Annotated in this window: 16 protein-coding genes; 10 read left to right on the top strand and 6 right to left on the bottom strand. The window is 31.7% G+C overall.

Annotated elements, in window-relative coordinates; all coding sequences use genetic code 11:
* The first annotated feature begins 353 nt into the window (after nt 1–353).
* Entirely contained in the window at nt 354–2,717 is a 2,364-nt protein-coding gene (locus ACZIYX_RS18480; RefSeq protein WP_462683741.1) for a GAF domain-containing protein, read from the top strand.
* A 3-nt stretch (nt 2,718–2,720) separates the two neighbouring features.
* Here the strand turns inward: ACZIYX_RS18480 and ACZIYX_RS18475 are convergent, their stop codons facing one another.
* Nucleotides 2,721–3,896 (bottom strand): Pycsar system effector family protein, encoded by a 1,176-nt coding sequence (locus tag ACZIYX_RS18475; protein ID WP_462683740.1) that lies wholly within the window; start codon nt 3,894–3,896, stop codon nt 2,721–2,723.
* 54 nt (nt 3,897–3,950) lie between these two features.
* Here ACZIYX_RS18475 and ACZIYX_RS18470 point away from each other — a divergent pair, with 54 nt between their 5' ends.
* Complete coding sequence (locus ACZIYX_RS18470) at nt 3,951–7,655, top strand: metallophosphoesterase (protein WP_462683739.1); 3,705 nt, start codon at nt 3,951–3,953, stop codon at nt 7,653–7,655.
* A gap of 426 nt (nt 7,656–8,081) precedes the next feature.
* On the opposite strand, the gene ACZIYX_RS18465 is transcribed toward ACZIYX_RS18470, so the two are convergent.
* The 3 genes from ACZIYX_RS18465 to ACZIYX_RS18455 all read right to left on the bottom strand — a co-directional run bounded on the left by ACZIYX_RS18465 (nt 8,082) and on the right by ACZIYX_RS18455 (nt 9,604).
* Entirely contained in the window at nt 8,082–8,390 is a 309-nt protein-coding gene (locus ACZIYX_RS18465) for a hypothetical protein (protein ID WP_462683738.1), read from the bottom strand.
* 113 nt (nt 8,391–8,503) lie between these two features.
* Complete coding sequence (locus ACZIYX_RS18460) at nt 8,504–8,956, bottom strand: Dps family protein (protein ID WP_462683737.1); 453 nt, start codon at nt 8,954–8,956, stop codon at nt 8,504–8,506.
* Nucleotides 8,957–9,049: 93 nt separating this feature from the next.
* Nucleotides 9,050–9,604, bottom strand: coding sequence for an NUDIX hydrolase (locus tag ACZIYX_RS18455; protein WP_462683736.1), 555 nt, complete (start codon nt 9,602–9,604; stop codon nt 9,050–9,052).
* Nucleotides 9,605–9,740: 136 nt separating this feature from the next.
* On the opposite strand from ACZIYX_RS18455, the gene ACZIYX_RS18450 reads away from it, so the two are divergent.
* From ACZIYX_RS18450 to ACZIYX_RS18435, 4 genes are all read left to right on the top strand, one after another.
* Complete coding sequence (locus ACZIYX_RS18450) at nt 9,741–10,160, top strand: transposase (RefSeq protein ID WP_462683735.1); 420 nt, start codon at nt 9,741–9,743, stop codon at nt 10,158–10,160.
* Between the two features lie 122 nt (nt 10,161–10,282).
* Complete coding sequence (locus ACZIYX_RS18445) at nt 10,283–11,515, top strand: hypothetical protein (protein WP_462683734.1); 1,233 nt, start codon at nt 10,283–10,285, stop codon at nt 11,513–11,515.
* A gap of 11 nt (nt 11,516–11,526) precedes the next feature.
* Nucleotides 11,527–11,790 (top strand): DUF4212 domain-containing protein, encoded by a 264-nt coding sequence (locus tag ACZIYX_RS18440; RefSeq protein WP_027414454.1) that lies wholly within the window; start codon nt 11,527–11,529, stop codon nt 11,788–11,790.
* Between the two features lie 80 nt (nt 11,791–11,870).
* Entirely contained in the window at nt 11,871–13,658 is a 1,788-nt protein-coding gene (locus ACZIYX_RS18435; protein ID WP_462683733.1) for a sodium:solute symporter family protein, read from the top strand.
* A 224-nt stretch (nt 13,659–13,882) separates the two neighbouring features.
* On the opposite strand, the gene ACZIYX_RS18430 is transcribed toward ACZIYX_RS18435, so the two are convergent.
* On the bottom strand, nt 13,883–14,038 hold the full coding sequence (locus ACZIYX_RS18430; protein WP_462683732.1) for a hypothetical protein: 156 nt from the start codon (nt 14,036–14,038) through the stop codon (nt 13,883–13,885).
* Between the two features lie 17 nt (nt 14,039–14,055).
* On the opposite strand from ACZIYX_RS18430, the gene ACZIYX_RS18425 reads away from it, so the two are divergent.
* The 3 genes from ACZIYX_RS18425 to acs all read left to right on the top strand — a co-directional run bounded on the left by ACZIYX_RS18425 (nt 14,056) and on the right by acs (nt 19,235).
* Nucleotides 14,056–16,740 carry an ATP-binding protein gene (locus ACZIYX_RS18425; protein ID WP_462683731.1) on the top strand — a complete coding sequence of 895 codons (2,685 nt, stop codon included), beginning with the start codon at nt 14,056–14,058 and terminating at the stop codon, nt 16,738–16,740.
* Between the two features lie 28 nt (nt 16,741–16,768).
* The gene (locus tag ACZIYX_RS18420) at nt 16,769–17,140 is read left to right on the top strand and encodes a response regulator transcription factor (RefSeq protein ID WP_462683730.1); all 372 of its coding nucleotides are present in this window, start codon (nt 16,769–16,771) and stop codon (nt 17,138–17,140) included.
* A 142-nt stretch (nt 17,141–17,282) separates the two neighbouring features.
* Complete coding sequence (gene acs, locus ACZIYX_RS18415; protein ID WP_462683729.1) at nt 17,283–19,235, top strand: acetate--CoA ligase; 1,953 nt, start codon at nt 17,283–17,285, stop codon at nt 19,233–19,235.
* Between the two features lie 192 nt (nt 19,236–19,427).
* On the opposite strand, the gene ACZIYX_RS18410 is transcribed toward acs, so the two are convergent.
* Complete coding sequence (locus tag ACZIYX_RS18410) at nt 19,428–20,519, bottom strand: M42 family metallopeptidase (RefSeq protein WP_462683728.1); 1,092 nt, start codon at nt 20,517–20,519, stop codon at nt 19,428–19,430.
* Between the two features lie 112 nt (nt 20,520–20,631).
* Between ACZIYX_RS18410 and ACZIYX_RS18405 the strand changes: the two genes are divergently transcribed.
* Nucleotides 20,632–21,354, top strand: coding sequence for a DUF4294 domain-containing protein (locus tag ACZIYX_RS18405; RefSeq protein ID WP_462683727.1), 723 nt, complete (start codon nt 20,632–20,634; stop codon nt 21,352–21,354).
* The last annotated feature ends 282 nt before the right edge of the window (nt 21,355–21,636 follow it).

Raw genomic sequence — 21,636 nt, 5'->3', positions numbered from 1 at the left:
TGAATCTGTGGCTTTATAAAATCGTATAACAAAGATTAATCTTTTTTATTGCCATAACAGAATAGATTAGCCTTTGGGATACCTTTTTTTTATGTATTTAGTTTATTAGCCGTAAAAATAAAGAATACAATGAACAAACTCCAAAAATTAACATTGTAGATAAAAAGAATTGTTAATTGGTTTTGAATGATTTGTAATGTTTATAACCAAATAATATTTTTAAAAGACAATAAAACCTAATATGACTAGTACCAAATAGGTTTTGTAACCTGATAATAATTTAATAAATTGTTAATATCTGGGTATACGACTTTGTTTGTCTTATTTTTGTAGATATTGATTAATAAATGGGTATGAAAGCTTTGGGGAAAGATTTTCCATTAGATATAAAAATTAGTTTCACAAAATTTTTTGAAGAGTACAGAGAATTATTAAAAAGCGATAGTGAGCTTGTTAGAGACAGGGCTTCACGAATTTTAAAGATTGCAGAAGATTACCCGGAATTGGAAGAGGGTATCTCGCAAGAAAAGCGGGTGCAAGAATTAATGCCTCAAATTGACTTGGTGCTAGAGGATGCATTTGCTAGTATATTACAGCAAAATGAAATAAAAATAGCCACTATCCCTTTTCAAAATATTGTATTAAAATCTACCAAACGCTATCAAAATATTATAAATGCCGCAGGAAAAGATTTTGAACCTCAGATCAAAAATATGAATGAGGATCATTATTATATTATGGGGTGTAGTATTATTTTGGGAAGTTATTATAACTATAAAATTGATTTTAGAAGACCTTTCTTTTATGATATCCCGGATGAAAAAGATATTATGCGTCATTATAGGATTATGTATAATGGGGATTTTATCGATATTATTAAGACAGATAAAGCAAAAGATATAACCGATGAAGATGTAGCAGAATTGCTGGATAATTTTGATAATATAGAGATATGGAAAGAAAAGTTCCCCCCACATAGTTGGATTTTTAAAGGGATAGTTCTTGCTAATATGTTTGATGTAACTACAGATGTATCTTTATCAGATTTTAAAACCAGTTTGCTTAAATATGATAAAACACAAGGAGATTTTGTAGGTAGCTTTCAAAAGGTTTTTAGAGCTATTTTTAATCTTCACGAAATTAAAGTAGGCTTTTCAAATTATAATCCGGAAGATCAGATGTTTGAGCGGGTTCCGTTTAAAAATATTGATAGTTATATACTATATAATCAATACTCTAATAATTGCAAGTCTGCACTTTGTGGGGGAGCATATCATCATCTGTTTGGAAAATCAACATATTTTACGATTTCTGATGTAAAAAGATATCAAAAATTTGCGCCTAATGAGCTAATGTATAAAAATCTTGTTGCACAAGGTATACATAGCGCGATTATAGCTCCTATAGTAAGTGAGGGTAAATTGCTTGGGGTTTTGGAAATAGTATCTCCTAATGTTGGGGAACTTAATAGTATCAACGCTAATAAGTTGCAGGATGTAATGCCATATTTGGTAGATTCTGTATTACGGTCAAAAACCAAAGCAGAGAACGAGCTGGAACTAATTATACAACAAGAATGTACTTCTATACACCCAAGTGTTCATTGGAAGTTTAAACAAGAAGCAAAGCGTTTTATGCAGGCAATAGTAGACGAAAGCCCTGTTTCTTTTAGAGAAGTAGTTTTTGAAAATGTATATCCTTTGTATGGGCAAATTGATATAAAAGGTTCTTCAGAAGCTCGTAATGAAGCAATACAAAAAGATTTGGTTTTACAGCTTAAAAGCATTCTAAAAATAATTAATAAAATCATAGAATTAGATGCAATACCGATCTATGAACAATTAAAATATACGGCTAACCTATACATAGACTCTATAACAGAACAATTGGAAGTAGATAGTGAACAGAATATTTCAAACTTTATTAAAAAAGAAATTGTACCGCTGTTTAAACATTTGGAGCAAAAAAATGAGCAGCTAAAAAGTTTTATAAATGAGTATGAGACTTTTTTGGATCCTCAAATAAAAATGGTTTACAAATATCGCAGGGCGTATGATGAATCGGTTATGCTGATTAATAAAAAAATGGCATCGTTATTAGACCAAATGCAGGATGAAGCACAAGGCATGTACCCTCATTATTTTGAGCGTTTTAAATCTGATGGTGTAGAGCATAATATGTATATAGGAGAATCTATAACAAAACAAGATAGTTTTAATAAGGTATACCTTTATAATCTTAGATTGTGGCAGTTACAAGTAATGTGCGAAATGGAAAATGCATATTATCAAATGAAAAGCGATTTACCTGTGGCATTAGATGTAGCATCTATGGTCTTAGTTTTTAATTCGTCTTTATCAGTTAGATTTAGAATGGATGAAAAAAGATTTGATGTAGATGGTACATATAATGCAAGATACGAGGTAGTAAAAAAACGAGTAGATAAATCTTATATAAAAGGAACAGACCAGCGTGTCACAGAAAAAGGAAAATTAGTAATTATATATTCTCAACGATCAGACGAGAGAGAATATATTAAATATATTAATTTTTTACAGTCCAAAAAATATCTGGAAGAAGATATAGAGATTGTTGAACTAGAAGATCTTCAGGGAGTAACGGGGTTAAAAGCGTTACGCATAAATATTTTGTATAATAAGAGTAGTCAAGATAAAGAATATTATACATACCAGGATTTGATGAATGAACTTAGTTAATACCTATTGTAGCGTATTAAAAGCAACTATAAAGGAAATAACAGAAGTTATAATCCCTATCATGAAAACGGTATATGTAATTCTTAATATTTTATATTTACGATGTAATACCTTTCCTAAAAAATAAAGATCTTTAATCATCATATCATAAATATATTCTTTATCATCCATAAGGTCTACCATTGCAGACTTATATTCCTCTAAAGGCATTTTATGAAAATTACCAAAGAATAATAGATTCACTTTTTTTTCTTCAATTTCTTTACGGGTAAACTCACCACTAGTTACATTTGGGCGTGTTGCCAATACAGACAGTATTATAGAGGCAATACAAAACAGAATAAATATAAAAGTTGGGTAGATTAAATATTGATTAGATGGGTTATCCAGTTTAGGGATTAGATTAGATAAAGCAAGAGATATAATAATTGCATTTACAGAAAGTAAAATGTTAGCCTTTGTATCTGCAATATCACTTAGTTTTAAATGATTTTTTAGCGTAACTCTAAATAAAGTTTGTATTCCTTTTTCCGGGCTTTCCTCTTTAATTAATTTTTTTAGTTTTTCTTTTTTCTTTTCTTTTTTAGAGGTTTCTAGTTCTGCTAGCATTTTAGAAAGATTAATTTCTTTTTTTGGTTGCCAGTTGGCAATAGCATATTCTGTATAATATCGATGTTTGTTTTGAAACAGGTCAATATTAGCTTTAAGCCAATCCGTAGTGTTTATGTCTTCAATATTATTAAGCTTAAATTCGCATCGTAACAATTCGCTGGTTTCTCCATAATAATCTTTTGCAAAATGTGACGCGTCTGCATCTCTAATAATTTCTTCTAAAAAATTAGTAGGTTCATGCTCCATTTTGGTAGCCATGATTTGTTCAGAAACCTTATTAATGATACCTTGCGGTACATTTTGATTTGTTAAAAAATCTTTAGCTATTTCTACACTGTGTTCTTCATGATTTTTGGAGCTGATAGAGTATCCGGTATCGTGTAGTAAAGCAGTCAAAAGTAAAGCTTCTTTGTCTTCGTCTGGTAAATTAGTAGAGTCAATAATTTCTTTCGTACTTTTATATACTCTTTTAGTATGATTGTAATTATGATAGATACAGTAGTTAGGAAGTTTTTTTTCAAACAGTTCCAGAACAAAATTGTCAGTTTTTTCTAATAAAGAAGACATAATTATTAATTTTTGATAACCAAGATAATTTAAAAAGAGATCCTACTTCAAACAATGAGTAAATATAATAAGATTCTGATTATATGTGTTGCATTATTGCTTAGTTCTTGCGCAACATATTCCCCTGGCTATAAAGTCGAAAATTTTGATTCAACATTACTAGCCAAAGAGATAGAAAAAACATTTTATTTGGTAGGAGATGCCGGATATGCCAAAATGAATGAAAGCACAGAGGGGTTATCCATTCTTAATAAAGTATTGGATACCGCAAAAACAAAAAATGATCATCTTATTTTTTTGGGGGATAATATTTACCAAAAAGGAATGCCAAAAAAAGATTCTCCAAACAGAGCTTTGGCAGAATACAGGATAGATGCTCAAATACAAGCGGTTAAAACATTTAAAGGAAAAGTTGTTTTTATTCCGGGAAACCACGACTGGTATAATGATGGTGTAGAAGGATTGGAGAGACAAGAAAAGTATGTGTTAAAAAAGATAGGAGATAAAAATGCTTTTTTACCAAAAAATGGTTGTCCTATTGAAAGCGTGGAGATAAGTAATAAAGTGCACCTTTTGGTGTTAGATACACAATGGTATCTTGCAGATTGGGATAAAAACCCTACGATTAACGATAATTGTGATATCAAAACCCGCGAAAAATTCTTTCTCGAAATAGAGAGTGAATTAAAAAAACATAGTAAAAAAACTATTATAGTAGCGATGCATCATCCTATGTTTACCAATGGGGAGCATGGAGGAAAATTTAGTTTTAAAAATCATATTTTTCCTTTAAAAAAGAAAATACCTATCCCGATTTTGGGTTCATTAGCTATTCAAATAAGATCTCAAGGAGGGATCTCGACACAAGACTTGTCTAATACCCATTATAATAAACTGGTAAAGAGATTGTCGACTTTGACCAGAGGAATAAACAAAGCAATATTTGTGTCGGGACATGAACATTCTTTACAATATTTGGATAATAACGGGCTTAAACAAATTGTATCCGGTTCTGGTTCTAAAGTTTCAGCCGTTTCTTTAGGAAAAGAAGGACTGTTTTCTTATCCGGGTCAAGGATTTGCAGTGTTGGATATTTATAAAGATGGTTCGTCTAATGTACGCTTTTTTGGAAATGATAAAGGCAAGCCTAAATTAGTATATCAAACCAAAGTACATGAAAAAGAAAAAGAATTTGATTTTAGCAATGTTAAAGATTCTTTTAAACCAGAAGTAAAGGCTTCTATATATAGTAAGGAAGAAATAAAAAAATCAAAACTATATCAATCTATATGGGGGGATCATTATCGATATGTGTACGGGACAGATATTAAGGTTCCTGTTGCAACATTAGATACTTTGATGGGAGGCTTTATTATAGACAGACAAGGGGGAGGGCAGGTAACAAGGTCTTTGCGTATTATAAACAAAAAGGGTAAGCGATACAGCCTTAGAGCAATGCGAAAAAGTGCCACGCAGTTTTTGCAAAAAGGAGCATTTAGGTATACATATTTAAACGATGAGTTTGATAATACTATAACAGAAAAATTACTTTCTGATTTTTATACATCCAGTTATCCGTATGCATTTTTGGCAGTAGGTACATTGGCAGATGCAATAGGGGTGTACCATGCAAACCCTAAGCTGTATTATATTCCTAAACATCCTGCACTAGGAAAATACAATGAAAATTTTGGGGATGAAATATATTTTTTGGAAGAACACCCGGGAAAAGAACATAAAGAAGAAATTTCATTTGGTAAACCAAAAGATATAGAAAGTACAGATGACCTTTTGAAAAAATTAAGAAAAGATGAAAAATATCAAATAGATGAAGAGCATTATATAAAAACCAGGCTTTTTGATATGCTTTTGGGAGACTGGGATCGTCATTCAGATCAATGGCGGTGGGCCAGGTTTGATAACGATGATAATAAGGTGTATAGACCAGTTCCCAGAGACAGGGATCAGGTTTTTTCTAACTACGACGGATTGCTCTTGGATGTGATAAAATTTATAGTGCCTCTGGCAAGAAAATTTCAGGTGTATGATAGCAAGCTTAAAAAAGTGAGATGGATTAATCAGTCCGGATTACCATTAGACAGGGCGTTGACTCAAAATTCGGGCAAAGAAGTATGGTTGGAACAAGCCAGGTATATTAAAGAAAATTTGTCGGATATCTCTATTGAAAAGGCTTTTGGGAATATTCCGGAAGAGCTTCAGGACGAAACTATTAAAAAAATTAAAAAAGATCTTAAAGCCAGAAGAGATAATATCGAAGATATAGCAAGGCGTTACTACCAATATTTGTCTAAGCACGTTATTATTACAGGAACCGATAAAGATGATTTTTTTGAGATACACAGACAGGACAACAAAACAACAGTAAAAATAGCTGTGATAAAAGATGGTGAAGTTAAAAAAACATATAGAAGCAGAACCTTTAACTCTGGCGAAACTAAAGAAATTTGGGTTTATGGATTGGATGATGACGATCAATTTATTGTAAAAGGAAAAGGAATTAACCCAATAAAAATTCGAATTATTGGTGGTCAGAATAATGATGTGTATAACATCAAAAATGGAAAGAAAGTTAAGATATATGATCATAAGTCAAAACCAAATACGATAGAAAAGAAAGGTGGAGCAAATTTTATTTTTAGCAATATTTATAATTATAATGTATATGATTATAAAAAATATATAGAAAAAACAAATACGTTGACTCCCTTTGTAGGGTTTAATCCAGACGATGGCCTTAATGCTAATATAACAGATACATATACTATTAAAGGATTTAAAAATGATCCCTATCATAGCAAACATAAATTTACAGCAGCATATTATTTTGAGACAGAAGGATATGATGTATCCTACTCAGGAGAGTTTGTAAAAGCATTAGGTAACTGGAATTTTTTGGTTGATGGTGTATATACCAGCGAGAATTTTGCACAAAATTTCTTCGGGTTTGGCAACGAAACCTCTAATTTGGATAAGGATCTTGGATTTGATTATAACCGGGTAAAAACAGGTATATGGTCTATTGGGTTAGGAATTTCAAAAAAGAACCGTTACGGGAGTGAGTTTTTAATTAAAGCAGCTTACGAAGGAATAGAAGTGCAAGATAGCCAAGATAGATTAATAACGTCGGGTCTGAGTTTTGTAACAGCCGATTCTGATTTTTTTGAACGTAAGTTTTTTGCCAATATAGAGATGACTTATAAGTTTGAAAGCTATGATAATGTTATTAATCCAACCAGAGGGATGTTATTTAAACTACAAAGTGGAGCCAGAACTAATATAGAGGACATAGAAAAAACGTATGGATATGTGTATCCTGGATTAAGCTTTTATAATTCGATAACCAAAAACAGAAAGCTAGTACTTAAAACAGATGTTAATGCAGGAATAAATCTAGGTAAGGATTTTGAGTTTTATCAAGGTGTAAATTTAGGTGGAGTAAATGGATTAAGAGGATATAGAGAAGAACGGTTTACAGGGCAGAGTGCATTAGCTTTTAGTGCAGATTTAAGATATAGTTTTAATAAATTTAAAACAGGTTTACTGCCCTTACAACTAGGTGTTTTCGGAGGTTATGATATAGGAAGAGTGTGGTTAGATGATGAAAACTCTGGGCGATGGCATGACTCAGTGGGAGGTGGATTATGGATTAATGCCCTGGATACAGTTGGGGGACAACTAGGAGTGTTTACAAGTGATGATGGAGTACGGTTTACTTTTGGTTTTGGATTAAGTATGTGAAAATGTAACCTCTAATTTTTGAACAGATACTCATATAAACTAGCTTTTTTATGACCTGTTTTTTCATCTGTAATAAAAAGAGTAGAGTCATTTTTAAAACAAACACCTTCTTTTTGCGAATTGTGGTGTAATTTTATTTTTTGAATATTCCCATTAAATAAGTTGTCTCCTTTAAAATCAAGAAGTAAAAAAATTTTGTCATGAGTAAGAAGAGCTATTTTATCATTTGTTTTGTTAATTGTAGCTCCAGTGATAAAACAATCTGAAATATTTTTACAAATTTCATACTCTCCTATTAATTTGGCTATATGTTTTCCTTGTATAGCAGGTATTTTATATAATTTGGTTATTCCTTTTGCTTTTTTGATCCTATTTTTAGTAAATAAATACAGGCCATTCTTTAAATAAAAGCTTCCACATCAAAATTTAATTCTTTTTTTTTGGAGGAAATTTTTTTTGATCTTCATAAGCGAATTCTATTTTTGAGACGGATATAGAGTTAGATAAAATACCAGAGATTTTATAAATATATAAATCTTTTCGACTATTACTGTTATTACCAAAATCTCCAACATAAATATTGTCTTTATGGTCGTATGCTAAGTCTTTCCAATCTATATTTTTGGTTTCAGGAATTTGGATTTTCTGTAACACTTTCCCCTTTGTATTCAAGCAAAACAAAACATTTTCGTTGCCAGAATCATTAATAGCATATAACTTGTTATCGGATAACATGGTTATACCAGATATCTCATTAAGGCTTTTAGGAAATATATGTATATTTGATTTCTTACCTTTTTGACAACTAACCGAGATCGCTGCCAAAAAGATAAGATAGGAAATTCATATTATTTTCTTTGATTCCATGCATTAAGCATCCAACTAGTTTTTTCTATTTCTCCGATATATGTACCTGTTATATCCAGTGTTCCGTCATCTTTTGCATTTTCAGCAGCAGCAGTTACTTTTTTTAACTGTTTAAGAAGTGCAATATGATCTTCAAGAATTTCAGATACCATTTTGTGATCTATAAGGGTAGAATCCGCCTCTTTGATATTAGATAAATCTAAATATACACTAAAATTGCTAACAGGATTGCCTCTTAGAGTTAGGATTCTTTCTGCGATTTCATCAATTTTTAACTTGGCATCTTCATAAAGTTCTTCAAATTTAGCATGAAGTTCAAAAAAATGAGGACCAGTAATATTCCAATGAAAATTTCTCAATTTTTGATAATATATATGATAATCCGCTAGTAGTATATTTAAAGCTTCAATTGTTTCTTGATGGGAATTAGTCATAGTTTATTCTTATTATTTGTTAGATTTCAATACAAAAATATGATAATAAAAAATTATACTATGAAGTTACTATAGTTACTTGTAATACGGGTATTATTGTAATCGATTTATGATTTTATTAAGAACTAGGTTATAATAAGTAACATTATGAGGAACATATATTTTAGATTGCTTAGAATCTTGTAAATGTTCCTTTAACACATTATAGTGTATAAGAGCAATATCAGAAACTTCTTCTTCTTGAAGTAATAGTGATGTGATTGGTACCTCTAGTTGTGAAAGATAAATATGATGAAATTCATTATCATAAAGATTTGGCTTAGGTGTTTTTTTGGATAAGTATATTCCTATAAAATCCAGATTTGTTTTTGAAACCAACAAACCAATTTCTTCTTTAATTTCTCTTATAGCAGAATTTTCGGGAGTTTCTCCAGCTTCAATATGACCAGCAACAGAAACATCCCATAAGTCAGGATACGTATCTTTATTATAAGCTCGTTTTTGTAATAATACTTCTCCTTTTTTTGTATAAAACCAAATATGTACACTTGCATGATATAATCCTAACCGATGTGCTTCAGATTTTAATTTTACTTCTCCAGTCAACTTTCCTGTTTTATCCAATATGTCTATAAGTTCATCTGCCATTTGTGTATTGATTATTTAAAAATGTAGCATTATATCTACTAAAATAGTTTTATAAGTTAAATATTTCTATAATTAATATTAAATAGTTGTTATATTTTTATTGCTAAAATGATATATTTATGCAAAAATACTATATATGGATCTTGATTCTTGCCCCAATTGTGGTTCTGCTAAATATATAAAAAGCGGAGTAATAGATAACAGACAAAGATATCGATGTAAAAATTGTAACTATTATTTTACAGTTAACAAGTTAGGTAAGAAGATAGATGACTATTATGTTAACAAGGCATTACAGCTTTATTTAGAAGGATTAACCTATCGTGAGATAGAACGAATATTGGGCGTTTCTCATGTAAGTGTAATTAACTGGGTTAAAAAATATAATATTAAAAGACCATATAATACAGAATATCATCCTACATACAAAATATTAAACGCTTCAGAATTAGGTAATTATTTTCAAGACCCTGCAAATATTAAAGGAGCAGGAGTGGTGGTGACAGAATTGGGAGATAAATTTATGCTTATAAAATGGGAGCGTTTCAGAGAATAACTATATTATTTAGCAATAAACTACACTAATTTTTACTGCCAGACATAATTTTTGGACTTTTAGTATGTGCACAACACTACGCAAGTAGTATAATCATTTTATACAAATCAAATTCTTAAATTATGAAAAAGCTTTTATTGCTACTCTTTTTAGGTAGTTTTTTGATTTCGCACTCTATCTTCTCTCAAGGATCCCCAGATTATACAGGAGGACTTAAGGTTAAACTTAATGAAGACGGTTCAAAGTATTTTAGAATTATTTCTTGGGCTCAATTTTGGGCTAGATACACCGATGATGTTCCTGATGATAAAAGTAATACAGATTTTAGCATCCGAAGAGCAAGAATTTTAATGTATTCGCAAATAAGCAAAGACTTTTTAATCCTTACTCACTTTGGATTGAATAGTTTGAATGCAGATAATATGAGTCCTGTGGGTAAAGATGAAAGCTCACAACTATTCTTTCATGGTGTTTGGGGGCAGTATAGTTTGGGTTCAAACCATGCAATCGGTGGTGGTTTACATTATTGGAATGGTATTTCTAGGTTGAACAACCAAAGTACTCTTAACATTATGACACTCGACAATAATAGACAATCATGGGCAACAATAGGGCTGTCAGACCAATTTGCCCGTCATATTGGTATTTATGCCAAAGGTACTTTTGGTAAATTACAATATCGGGTTTCTGTTAACGAATCTATAACTAATAATCTTCAAGAAGAAACAGATCCTGTAAATGATAGATCGGCTGTATACGCAGGAAGAAGATTATTAGGATCTAAAGATGCAGGAAAGAACTTTGCAGGATATTTTGATTATAACTTTATGGATCAGGAATCTAACTTTTTGCCATATAAGGTAGGCTCTTACTTAGGAGGAAAAAAAGTATTTAATGTAGGAGCAGGTTTTTTTTACCATCCAAAAGGTAGTGTAATTGCAAGTGAAAATGGTGTGTTAAAAGGAGAAGATGTAGCAATATTTGCTATAGATGCCTTTTATGACGCCCCTTTAGGAGAGAACGGTTCTTCTATTACAGCGTATGCAACCTATCAAAATAATGACTATGGCAAAAACTATACTTTAGGACAAACCTATGAAACAGGATCTATGCTGTATGGACATGTAGGATATGTTATACCTAATGATAATAAAAAAACAAAATTTCAACCGTATGTCTCTTTTAATAATAGATCTATAGACGCTATTGATGATAATGCAACAACATTTGGGGTTGGAGCAAATGCCTATTTTAATGGTCATAATTCTAAACTTACATTAGAATACCTGAACACGAAATATGGAGGAAATGATGCTCAAAGTTTTATTACCTTACAAGCAATGATCTATCTCTAAAACTTATAATTATGTCAGAAAAACAAAAAAAAGCCAGTGCATACTGGAAAGAAAACGTAAGATATTTATTCATTTTACTAGCAATTTGGTTTGCTGTATCCTATGGCGCAGGAATACTTTTTAAAGATGTATTAAATCAATTTCACATGGGAGGATTTCCTTTAGGATTTTGGTTTGCACAACAAGGTTCTATCTATGTATTTGTGATTTTAATCTTTGTCTATGTTCGGTTAATGAACAAATTAGACAAAAAATATGGATACGATAAAGATTAAGGGATAGAAAAAAATATAAGATTAAATCTTATGCATAGCACATGTTTTCTAAAATTATAAACAACTAAAAAATATATATTATGAGTGTTCAAATTTGGACTTATATTTTGGTAGGGCTAACCTTTGCTTTATATATAGGTATTGCAATCTGGTCTAGAGCCAGCTCTACAAAAGAGTTTTATGTAGCAGGAGGGGGAGTATCCCCTTTGGCAAACGGTATGGCAACTGCAGCAGATTGGATGAGTGCTGCATCGTTTATATCTATGGCAGGTATTATAGCCTTTTCTGGTTATGATGGTGCTGTATATTTAATGGGATGGACAGGTGGATATGTACTGTTAGCATTATTATTGGCACCATATTTAAGAAAATTCGGAAAATTTACAGTTCCGGATTTTATAGGAGACAGATACTATTCTAAAACAGCAAGGTCTGTAGCCGTATTCTGTGCGCTATTAGTTTCTTTTACTTATGTTGCAGGGCAAATGCGGGGTGTTGGGATTGTGTTTTCAAGGTTTCTGGAAGTAGATATTAATACCGGGGTAATCATAGGGATGATTATTGTACTTTTTTATGCAGTACTAGGAGGTATGAAAGGGATTACCTATACTCAGGTAGCACAGTATTGTGTACTTATTTTTGCATTTATGGTACCTGCAATATTTATTTCTATCCAGATGACAGGTAATCCAATACCACAACTAGGATTTGGAGATACTATTGCAGATGGTTCAGGAACCTATCTTTTGGATAAATTAGATGGATTAAGCACAGAACTTGGCTTTTCACCATATACCGATGGGTCTAAATCTACATTAGATGTGTTTGCTATAACTTTAGCACTAATGGTGGGTACCGCAGGATTACCTCATGTTATTGTTCGTTTTTTTACCGTAAAACGAGTTAAAGATGCTAGAAAATCCGCAGGATATGCATTATTATTAATTGCAATATTATACACAACTGCTCCTGCAGTAGCTGTTTTTGCAAAAACAAACCTTATAGAATCGGTACAAAATAAAAAATATGAAGAACTTCCGTTATGGTTTAAAAATTGGGAAGATACAGGGCTATTAGGATGGACAGATAAAAATGGAGATGGACAAGTGCAATACGCTAATGGTCATGCCGTGCAAGGAAATAAAAATAAACCGATTTTTGATGGAAAAAATAGAGGTGAACATGGGGAACGTACAATTACTAATGTAAATGCAGCTACAAAAAATGAGCTTTTTGTGGATCGGGATATTATGGTATTGGCAAATCCAGAAATAGCAAACCTGCCTAATTGGGTAATAGCTTTGGTTGCTGCTGGTGGTTTAGCAGCAGCATTATCCACTGCAGCAGGATTATTATTGGTAATTTCATCTTCAGTATCGCACGATTTAATCAAAAAAATGATTAAACCGGATATTTCTGAAAAAGGAGAACTAATCGCAGCACGTCTTTCTGCAGTAGCAGCGGTATGTGTAGCAGGATATTTTGGAATTAACCCACCAGGTTTCGTAGCAGCAGTAGTTGCTTTAGCATTTGGCTTAGCTGCAGCATCTTTTTTTCCAGCAATTGTACTAGGTATATTTTATAAAAGGATGAATAAAGAAGGAGCCGTTGCAGGTATGGTTGTAGGTATATTATGTATGCTATTATACATGATAAAATATAAACTGGGCTGGTTAGATGAAACCCTTCCTCCACCAAGCGAGTGGTGGTTTGGAATTTCTCCAGAAGGATTTGGAGCAGTAGCAATGGTAATCAATTTTGTGATATCCCTGGTAGTTTCTAAATTTACAAGTGCGCCACCAGAAGAGGTTCAGGAAATAGTAGAAAATATAAGAATCCCAAGTGGGGCAGGAGAGGCAACACATTAATGAGATTACAAAAACAAACCTCACAGGTTTTAAAACCTGTGAGGTTTACAATCAATAACCTCAGAGTACCCTCACGAGGTGTACTTGCGAAAATATATTTTGTTTTCGAGGCAAGCCTCCTTTAGAATTAAACTCCACAATGTGGATTAAAAAGAATACATTTTTAAGCTTTTCGATTTAAAAAAGTATATACAAGAGTAATATTGTCTTATGAAAAAACGTCATCAACAAAAATTAGTAGTGCTTTCTATCACATTACTTTTTCTATTTAATGTACCGTTGGTTTTTATGTTTAACCACTCCGGAAATATTTTTGGATTTCCTGTATTATATTTTTTTATATTTCTGATTTGGGCAATTTCGATTTTAATTTCATACATAATATTGAAGAGGTTTTATGAATAGTTATCTTTTGATATTCATAATTATAGGATACCTGTTTCTTTTGTTTGGTATTGCTTTTTGGGCAGAAAAAAAAGCAAAAAGACCTTGGGTAAACAATCCTTATGTATACACATTATCACTTGCTGTCTATTGCTCTGCATGGACCTATTATGGTAGTGTAGGGATTGCAGCAACCTCTGGAGTAAGTTTTTTAACCACATATTTAGGCCCTGTAATAGCTTTTCCGATTTGGGTTATAGTATTAAAAAAAATAATCAAAATCTCAAAACAACATAAAGTATCGAGTATTGCAGATTTTATATCTCTTAGATATGGTAATGATCGTTTTTTGGGTGCATTAGTAACTATAATATGCGTTTTAGGAGTGTTGCCATACATTTCGTTGCAACTTAAAGCTGTTTCAGAAACTTTTGGTATAATTTCTGAAGACACTATTAATTCTTCAAGTACTATTTTTAAAGATTCTACATTTTATATAGCACTTTTATTAGCAGTATTTGCAGCATTTTTTGGAACAAGAACCACAGATGCAACACAACGCAGACGAGGAATAGTTTTTTCGGTGGCAGTAGAATCTGTAATTAAACTTGTTTTCTTTTTAGGAGTAGGTATATATGTATCCTATTTTCTTTTTGACGGGACTTCGGATATCTATAATCAAATAGCTAATACAGAAGATTTCAATTCTTTAACCACATTTGATAGTTTGGAGTCTGGGATTAATTGGTATTTTATGATGGTTTTATCTTTTTTGGCAATCTTTTTATTACCAAGGCAATTTCACGTTTCGGTTATAGAAAACACAAACCAAAAACATCTCAAAACAGCAATTTGGTTGTTTCCTTTATACCTTCTGCTATTTAATATATTTGTTGTGTTTATTGCCTGGGGAGGAAAACTACGCTTAGGACATGTAGCAAATCCAGATTATTATTCGTTACTACTTCCGTTACAAAATGGAGATGTGTTTTTAGCTATTTTAGTATTTTTAGGAGGCTTTTCGGCAGTAATTTCTATGGTAATAGTTTCTACATTGGCACTATCTACCATGCTTAGTAATAATTTGATTATACCGTATGGGTTTTTAGATAAATTTAGCAAGAGTCGACCAGAACGAAATGCTAATTATATCAAGAATATTCGTAGAATAGCAATTTTCTGTTTAATACTAGGAGCGTATTTTTTCTATATTAATTTTAATATTGAATTATCCTTATTTTCGATAGGACAACTATCTTTTGTTGTTATCGCGCAATTAGCACCTGCATTTTTTATAGGACTATTCTGGAACAGAGGATCTTCGATAGCCGCTAAAATAGGAATAATAGCAGGAACATTAATAACTACTTATACTCTTGTTTTACCATTTGTTCTGGATGCTATATTTGGCAATATGGATTTTATTGTTTTTGGCCCTTTTGGGATAGAACTTTTAAAACCTTATGCTTTATTTGGTATAGATTTTCTTAATCCGGTAACACACGCATTTTTTTGGAGTATGTTTTTTAATGGCATAGTGTACCTTTTTGTTTCTCTTTCTTTTAAAGGGAATTATAGGGAGCGTAACTACGGAGAAATGTTTGTAAATAGTAATTATAACTCTCTGCAAGAAAATGCTTTTGTATGGAAAGGAGAAGCTTACGTTTCGGATATAAGAAGGGTTTTGAACCGTTTTTTAGGAGAAAAAAGAACAGAACGAGCGTTAGATTTATTTTATTTAAAATATAACCTTTCTAAAAATGAGATAAAAGCAGATGCAAGATTGATCAATTTTTCAGAAAAATTACTTACAGGTAGTATAGGAAGTGCTTCTTCTCGAATTTTGATAGCCAGTGTTGTAGAAGAACAACCAGTTACTTTGGTAGAAGTATTAGAAATTTTAGAAGAAAATAAAAAGACTATTTCTACCAATAAATTTTTAAAACATAAGTCAGAAGAGTTAACACAACTTACAGAAGAACTAAAACAAGCTAATGAAGAGTTAAAAATTCAAGATAAATTAAAAGATGAATTTTTAGACACAGTTGCACATGAGTTAAAAACACCTATTACATCTATCAGAGCAGCATCAGAAGTATTGTTGGATAATCAGGATATGCCAGAAGATCTAAAAATACAATTCCTTAACAATATCCTGTATGACTCGGAACGTCTGGCTAAGTTAATTCACAATATTCTGGACTTAGAAAAATTAGCATCAGGCAGAGAGGTTTTAGATAAAAAAATAAATAATCTTAATATTACAATAAAAAAAGCAATCTCGGGAGTACAGGTAATAGCAGATAAAAAAAACATTAAAATAAAAGTTATAAACCCTCAGGAAATCCTTACAGCAAGATACGATGAAGACAGAATCATTCAAGTATTGATAAACGTACTTTCTAACGCGATTAAGTTTGTAGAAGAAAAAAAAGGAGAAGTAAAAATAACTTCAGAAAAAAATAAAAACAAGATACAGATTAGTATTGAAGATAATGGAAAAGGTATTTTGGATGAGGATTTGAAATATATTTTTGATAAATTTTACCAGTCTAAAAATCAAAATGTCAAAAAACCAGCAGGAAGCGGTTTTGGTTTGGCAATTAGCAAACAAATTGTTGAAGGGCACAGAGGTAAAATTTGGGCAGACGAAAATTATAAAACAGGAGCACGGTTTATTATCGAAATCCCCCAATAATATATTATATAACATAAAAAATTAAATTTTGAATAGAAAGAAGATATTGATTGTTGACGATGAACCAAATATAGTAATGTCTTTAGAATACACATTTAAGAAAAATAATTTTGATGTTTATATAGCTAGAGACGGAGAAGAAGCTATAGAAATATTGAAATCAAAAATACCAGATGTAATTCTTTTGGATATAATGATGCCAAATGTAGACGGATATCAAACATTACAATATATAAGAAAAAATGAAGCAACCAAAAACAGTAAAGTAATATTTTTAACAGCAAAAAATAAAGCATCCGATATCAAGAAAGGATTTGCTATGGGAGTAGATAAATATATAACCAAGCCATTTTCCATCAAAAAAATTGTAGCAGAAATAAATGAACTTATAACTTCATAAAAACACAAATGCTTTGATGTTTATAAAGTACTGTGTGTTTTTTTAGTTGTTTACACCTTAATAAGAGTTACTCGTCGATAATTTTTTGGCGATGACATGTTTTAAAAGAATTTAATACACCAAAATTACAAAATCACAAATCATGGAAATAAGAGACACCCTTCAACTACGTTCTTTTGCAGAATATAAAAAAGCTTATCAGGAAAGCATATCAGATCCTGAAAAATTTTGGGACGCTATTGCCGAAAAATTTTATTGGCATAAAAGATGGGATAAAACCTTACGATGGGATTTTTCAAAACCCGAAATAAAATGGTTTGAAGGAGGGAAATTGAATATAACTGAAAACTGCTTGGACAGGCATCTTGAAAAATTAGGAAATAAAACAGCCATTATTTGGGAACCTAATGATCCGGACGAAGAATCAAGACATATAACATACAAGCAACTATATGTAAAAGTTTGCCATTTTGCAAATGTTTTAAAAAACAATGGTATCAAAAAAGGAGATAGAGTGTGTTTATATATGCCTATGATTCCAGAACTAGCAATCGCAATGCTTGCCTGTGCCCGTATAGGAGCAGTTCACTCTATTGTATTTGCAGGATTTTCCAGTACAGCCATCGCAAGCAGAATAAATGATTCTCAATGCAAAATGCTTATAACAGCCAATGAAGTATACAGAGGAGCAAAACCTGTAAAACTAAAAGAAATGTGCGACGAAGCATTAAAAAGCACACCTTCTGTAGAAACTGTTATTGTATATAGAAGAACATTAGAACCAACACCAATGCAAGAAGGCAGAGATAAATTTTGGTTTGATGAATTACAGAAAGTAGAAAAAGAATGCCCTGCCGAAATAATGGATGCAGAAGATATGTTGTTTATTCTCTATACCTCTGGCTCTACAGGAAAACCCAAAGGAATGGTACATACTATAGGAGGATATATGGTATATACAGGATATACGTTTGCTAATGTTTTTCAATGCGATCATTTTGCACCCACCAATACCATACCACAAACAAAATATGATGGAGATATATACTGGTGTACCGCAGATATTGGGTGGATCACAGGACATTCCTATATTGTATACGGACCACTGGCTATGGGAGCTACAACAGTAATGTTTGAAGGAATACCAAGCTATCCCGATTATGGACGTTTCTGGGAAATTTGTGATAAACTTAATGTAACACAATTTTATACAGCACCAACAGCAATTCGTGCGTTGGCCAAACAATCTTTGGATCTGGTAGAACGGCACGATTTATCCTCTATAAAAGTTTTAGGATCTGTAGGAGAACCTATAAACGAAGAAGCCTGGCATTGGTATAATGATAATATAGGTAAAGGAACTTCTCCAATTGTAGATACATGGTGGCAAACAGAAACAGGAGGTATTATGATTTCTCCATTAGCAGGAATTACACCTACCAGACCTACTTTTGCAACATTGCCACTGCCAGGGATTCAGCCCGTTTTGATGGATGAAAATGGAAAAGAAATTGAATTCAAATCCCAACAGTCTGAAGGACGTTTGGCAATAAAATTTCCTTGGCCATCAATTGCCAGAACAATATACGGCGATCATCAACGATATAAAGAAGTTTATTTTTCTACCTATAATAATATGTACTTTACAGGAGACGGCGCATACAGAGATGCTACAGGTAATTATAGAATTACCGGCAGGGTAGACGATGTAGTTATTGTATCTGGTCATAATTTGGGGACAGCACCAATAGAAAATGCTATTAATGAGCATCTTGCAGTAGCAGAGTCAGCTATTGTTGGTTTTCCGCATGATATTAAAGGAACAGCCTTATACGCTTATGTAACTCTGCATGAAGGGCAACAAGCAAGTGACCAACTCATACGTGAAATAAAAGAGCAAGTAGCTAATACTATTGGGCCAATAGCAAAACCGGATAAAGTACAATTTGTAAATGGCTTGCCAAAAACCAGAAGTGGTAAAATTATGAGAAGGATTTTACGTAAAATAGCTTCTAAAGACACCTCTGATATGGGAGATACATCTACATTGTTAAACCCGGATGTAGTTCAGGAGATAATGGATAATGCATTATAAAACAAAAGAGGGTGTTTGATTCTTCAGACACCCTCTGTTTTTATTGTGTTTTTTTTGAAAAATTAGCTCTAAAAAAGGCTTCACTGAAAAAAACAAAGAGTTTTTCAGAAATCATTAATAATAATTCAACTAGATTTTATCAAAAATTACCTTTCAGAAGACCTTCAATTAAAAAATCAAGCCAGAAAAAAATTATTTCTGAAAATAACTAAAACTTTCTCCCTCTTTAATATTAAGGACACTTTCGTAAATCAGTTTAATAACATTTTCGACATCATCCCTATGAACCATTTCTACAGTAGTATGCATATATCGTAAAGGTAAAGAAATTAAAGCAGAAGCCACACCTCCGTTACTATAAGCAAAAGCATCAGTGTCAGTACCTGTCATTCTGCTGGAAGCCATACGCTGAAAAGGAATCTTTTTATCCTCGGCAGTAGTAATAAGAAGCTCTCTAAGCCTGTTTTGTACAGCAGGAGCATAAGAGATTACCGGTCCGTCACCAATTTTGGTCTCTCCCTGCGATTTTTTTTCAATCATAGGAGTAGTAGTATCATGGCAAACATCAGTAACGATAGCAACATTAGGTTTTATAGTATGCGTAATCATTTCTGCACCTCTCAACCCAATCTCTTCTTGAACAGAATTTGTAATATATAAGCCAAAAGGAAGATTTTTTTTATTCTCTTTTAATAAACGAGCTACTTCGGCGATCATAAAACCTCCCATACGATTATCCAAAGCACGACAAACAAATTTATCTTTATTTAAAATAAAAAACTCATCAGGATAAGTAATAACACAGCCTACATGTACTCCAAGTTTTAAAACATCTTCTTTGGTGTCACAGCCTACATCAATGCATATATTTTCCAGAGAAGGAGCAGGCTCTTTTCCTGCTTTTCTGGTATGTATTGCAGGCCATCCAAAAACCCCTTGAACAATACCCTTTTTCGTATGTATATTAACACGCTTTGAAGTAGCAATCTGGTGATCACTACCACCATTTCTAATAACATAAATAAGTCCGTTATCTGTAATATAATTTACATACCAGGAAATCTCATCAGCATGCCCTTCAATTACTACCTTATATTTTGCTTTAGGATTAATTACCCCAACGGCGGTTCCATAAGTATCAGTAATAAATTCATCAACATAAGGTTTCAGGTAATCCATCCAGATTTTTTGCCCTTCCCATTCATATCCAGTAGGAGCAGGGTTGTTTAAATATTTTTCAAGAAAAGTCAATGACTTTTTGTTAAGAATGCTTTTTTTTGCCATTTTATTATTTCATTTTAATGCTAAAATAACAATATTCACATTCATTTTACAGTTTAGAAATGGTTAATTATTAATTTTACAACAAATTATAAAGGTCTCATATATCCTAATTATGCTTAAATATATATTGTATCTGATATCTTTTGGCTTTGCAGCTTTTGGATACGCTCAAAAAGAAAATGGAAACCCTGTAAATTCTTCAAAAATAGATACTACAAGTACAAGCTATGTGCAATATTATATTATAGAAGGAGATACAATACCACATGATGCTATAGATTTGGATGAAGTAGTTATTTTAGGTAAATTAAATTTTAAAGATGAATTAGCCAGAAGAAAATACCTTATTTTAAGACGTAAAACCAGAAAAGTATACCCTTATGCAAAATTAGCATCTGATAGGCTAAAAGCATTAAATGAAAGATTAGAAGAAATAGGAACTAAAAGATCAAAAAAGAAGTACATAAAAATACTCCAAAAATATATGGAGGAAGAATTTACAAAAGAACTAAAAAAACTAACACGTACAGAAGGGCAAATATTAGTAAAACTAATTCATCGCCAAACCGGTAAAACTATGTTTGATTTAGTTAAGGAGTATAGAAGCGGTTGGAAAGCTTTTTGGTATAATAATACAGCCAAACTTTTTAATATATCTTTAAAAGAGAAATATGATCCTATAAATGTCGAAGAAGATTATTGGATAGAAGATATATTACAACGTAGTTTTCAAGCTAGTATTCTAAAAGAACAGAAAACAGCTTTAGATTTTAGTTTTTATGATTTAAAGAATAAATGGACAGGCACTACAAAAGAAGCCTCTCCAAAAAAATAAAGCAGGCATATTGAGAGCTTCCAAAAAAAAGACCAATACTACCCTTGCATAAATATATTGTGTAATCAAGAGAAGCTTTTTTATAGTAACAATAAAAAAAAGAGCAAAAAAACAACCCTATCTCATGTATTTTTTTGTATATTAGCTCTCTATCTTTTTTAAAATCAAACACTTCCGTTTTTTTGATTAAAAATCTTAAAAAAGATGTATTGTTTCTTGCAAATTAGCGTATGTTTGCACCCGCAAAACGGGATATTGTTTTGAGTTCATTGATAAAGATTA

The sequence above is a fragment of the Aquimarina sp. genome (assembly GCF_977115655.1).
The sequence above is the reverse complement of the archived record's forward strand: the minus strand, read 5'-3'. Positions and strand labels throughout refer to the sequence as shown.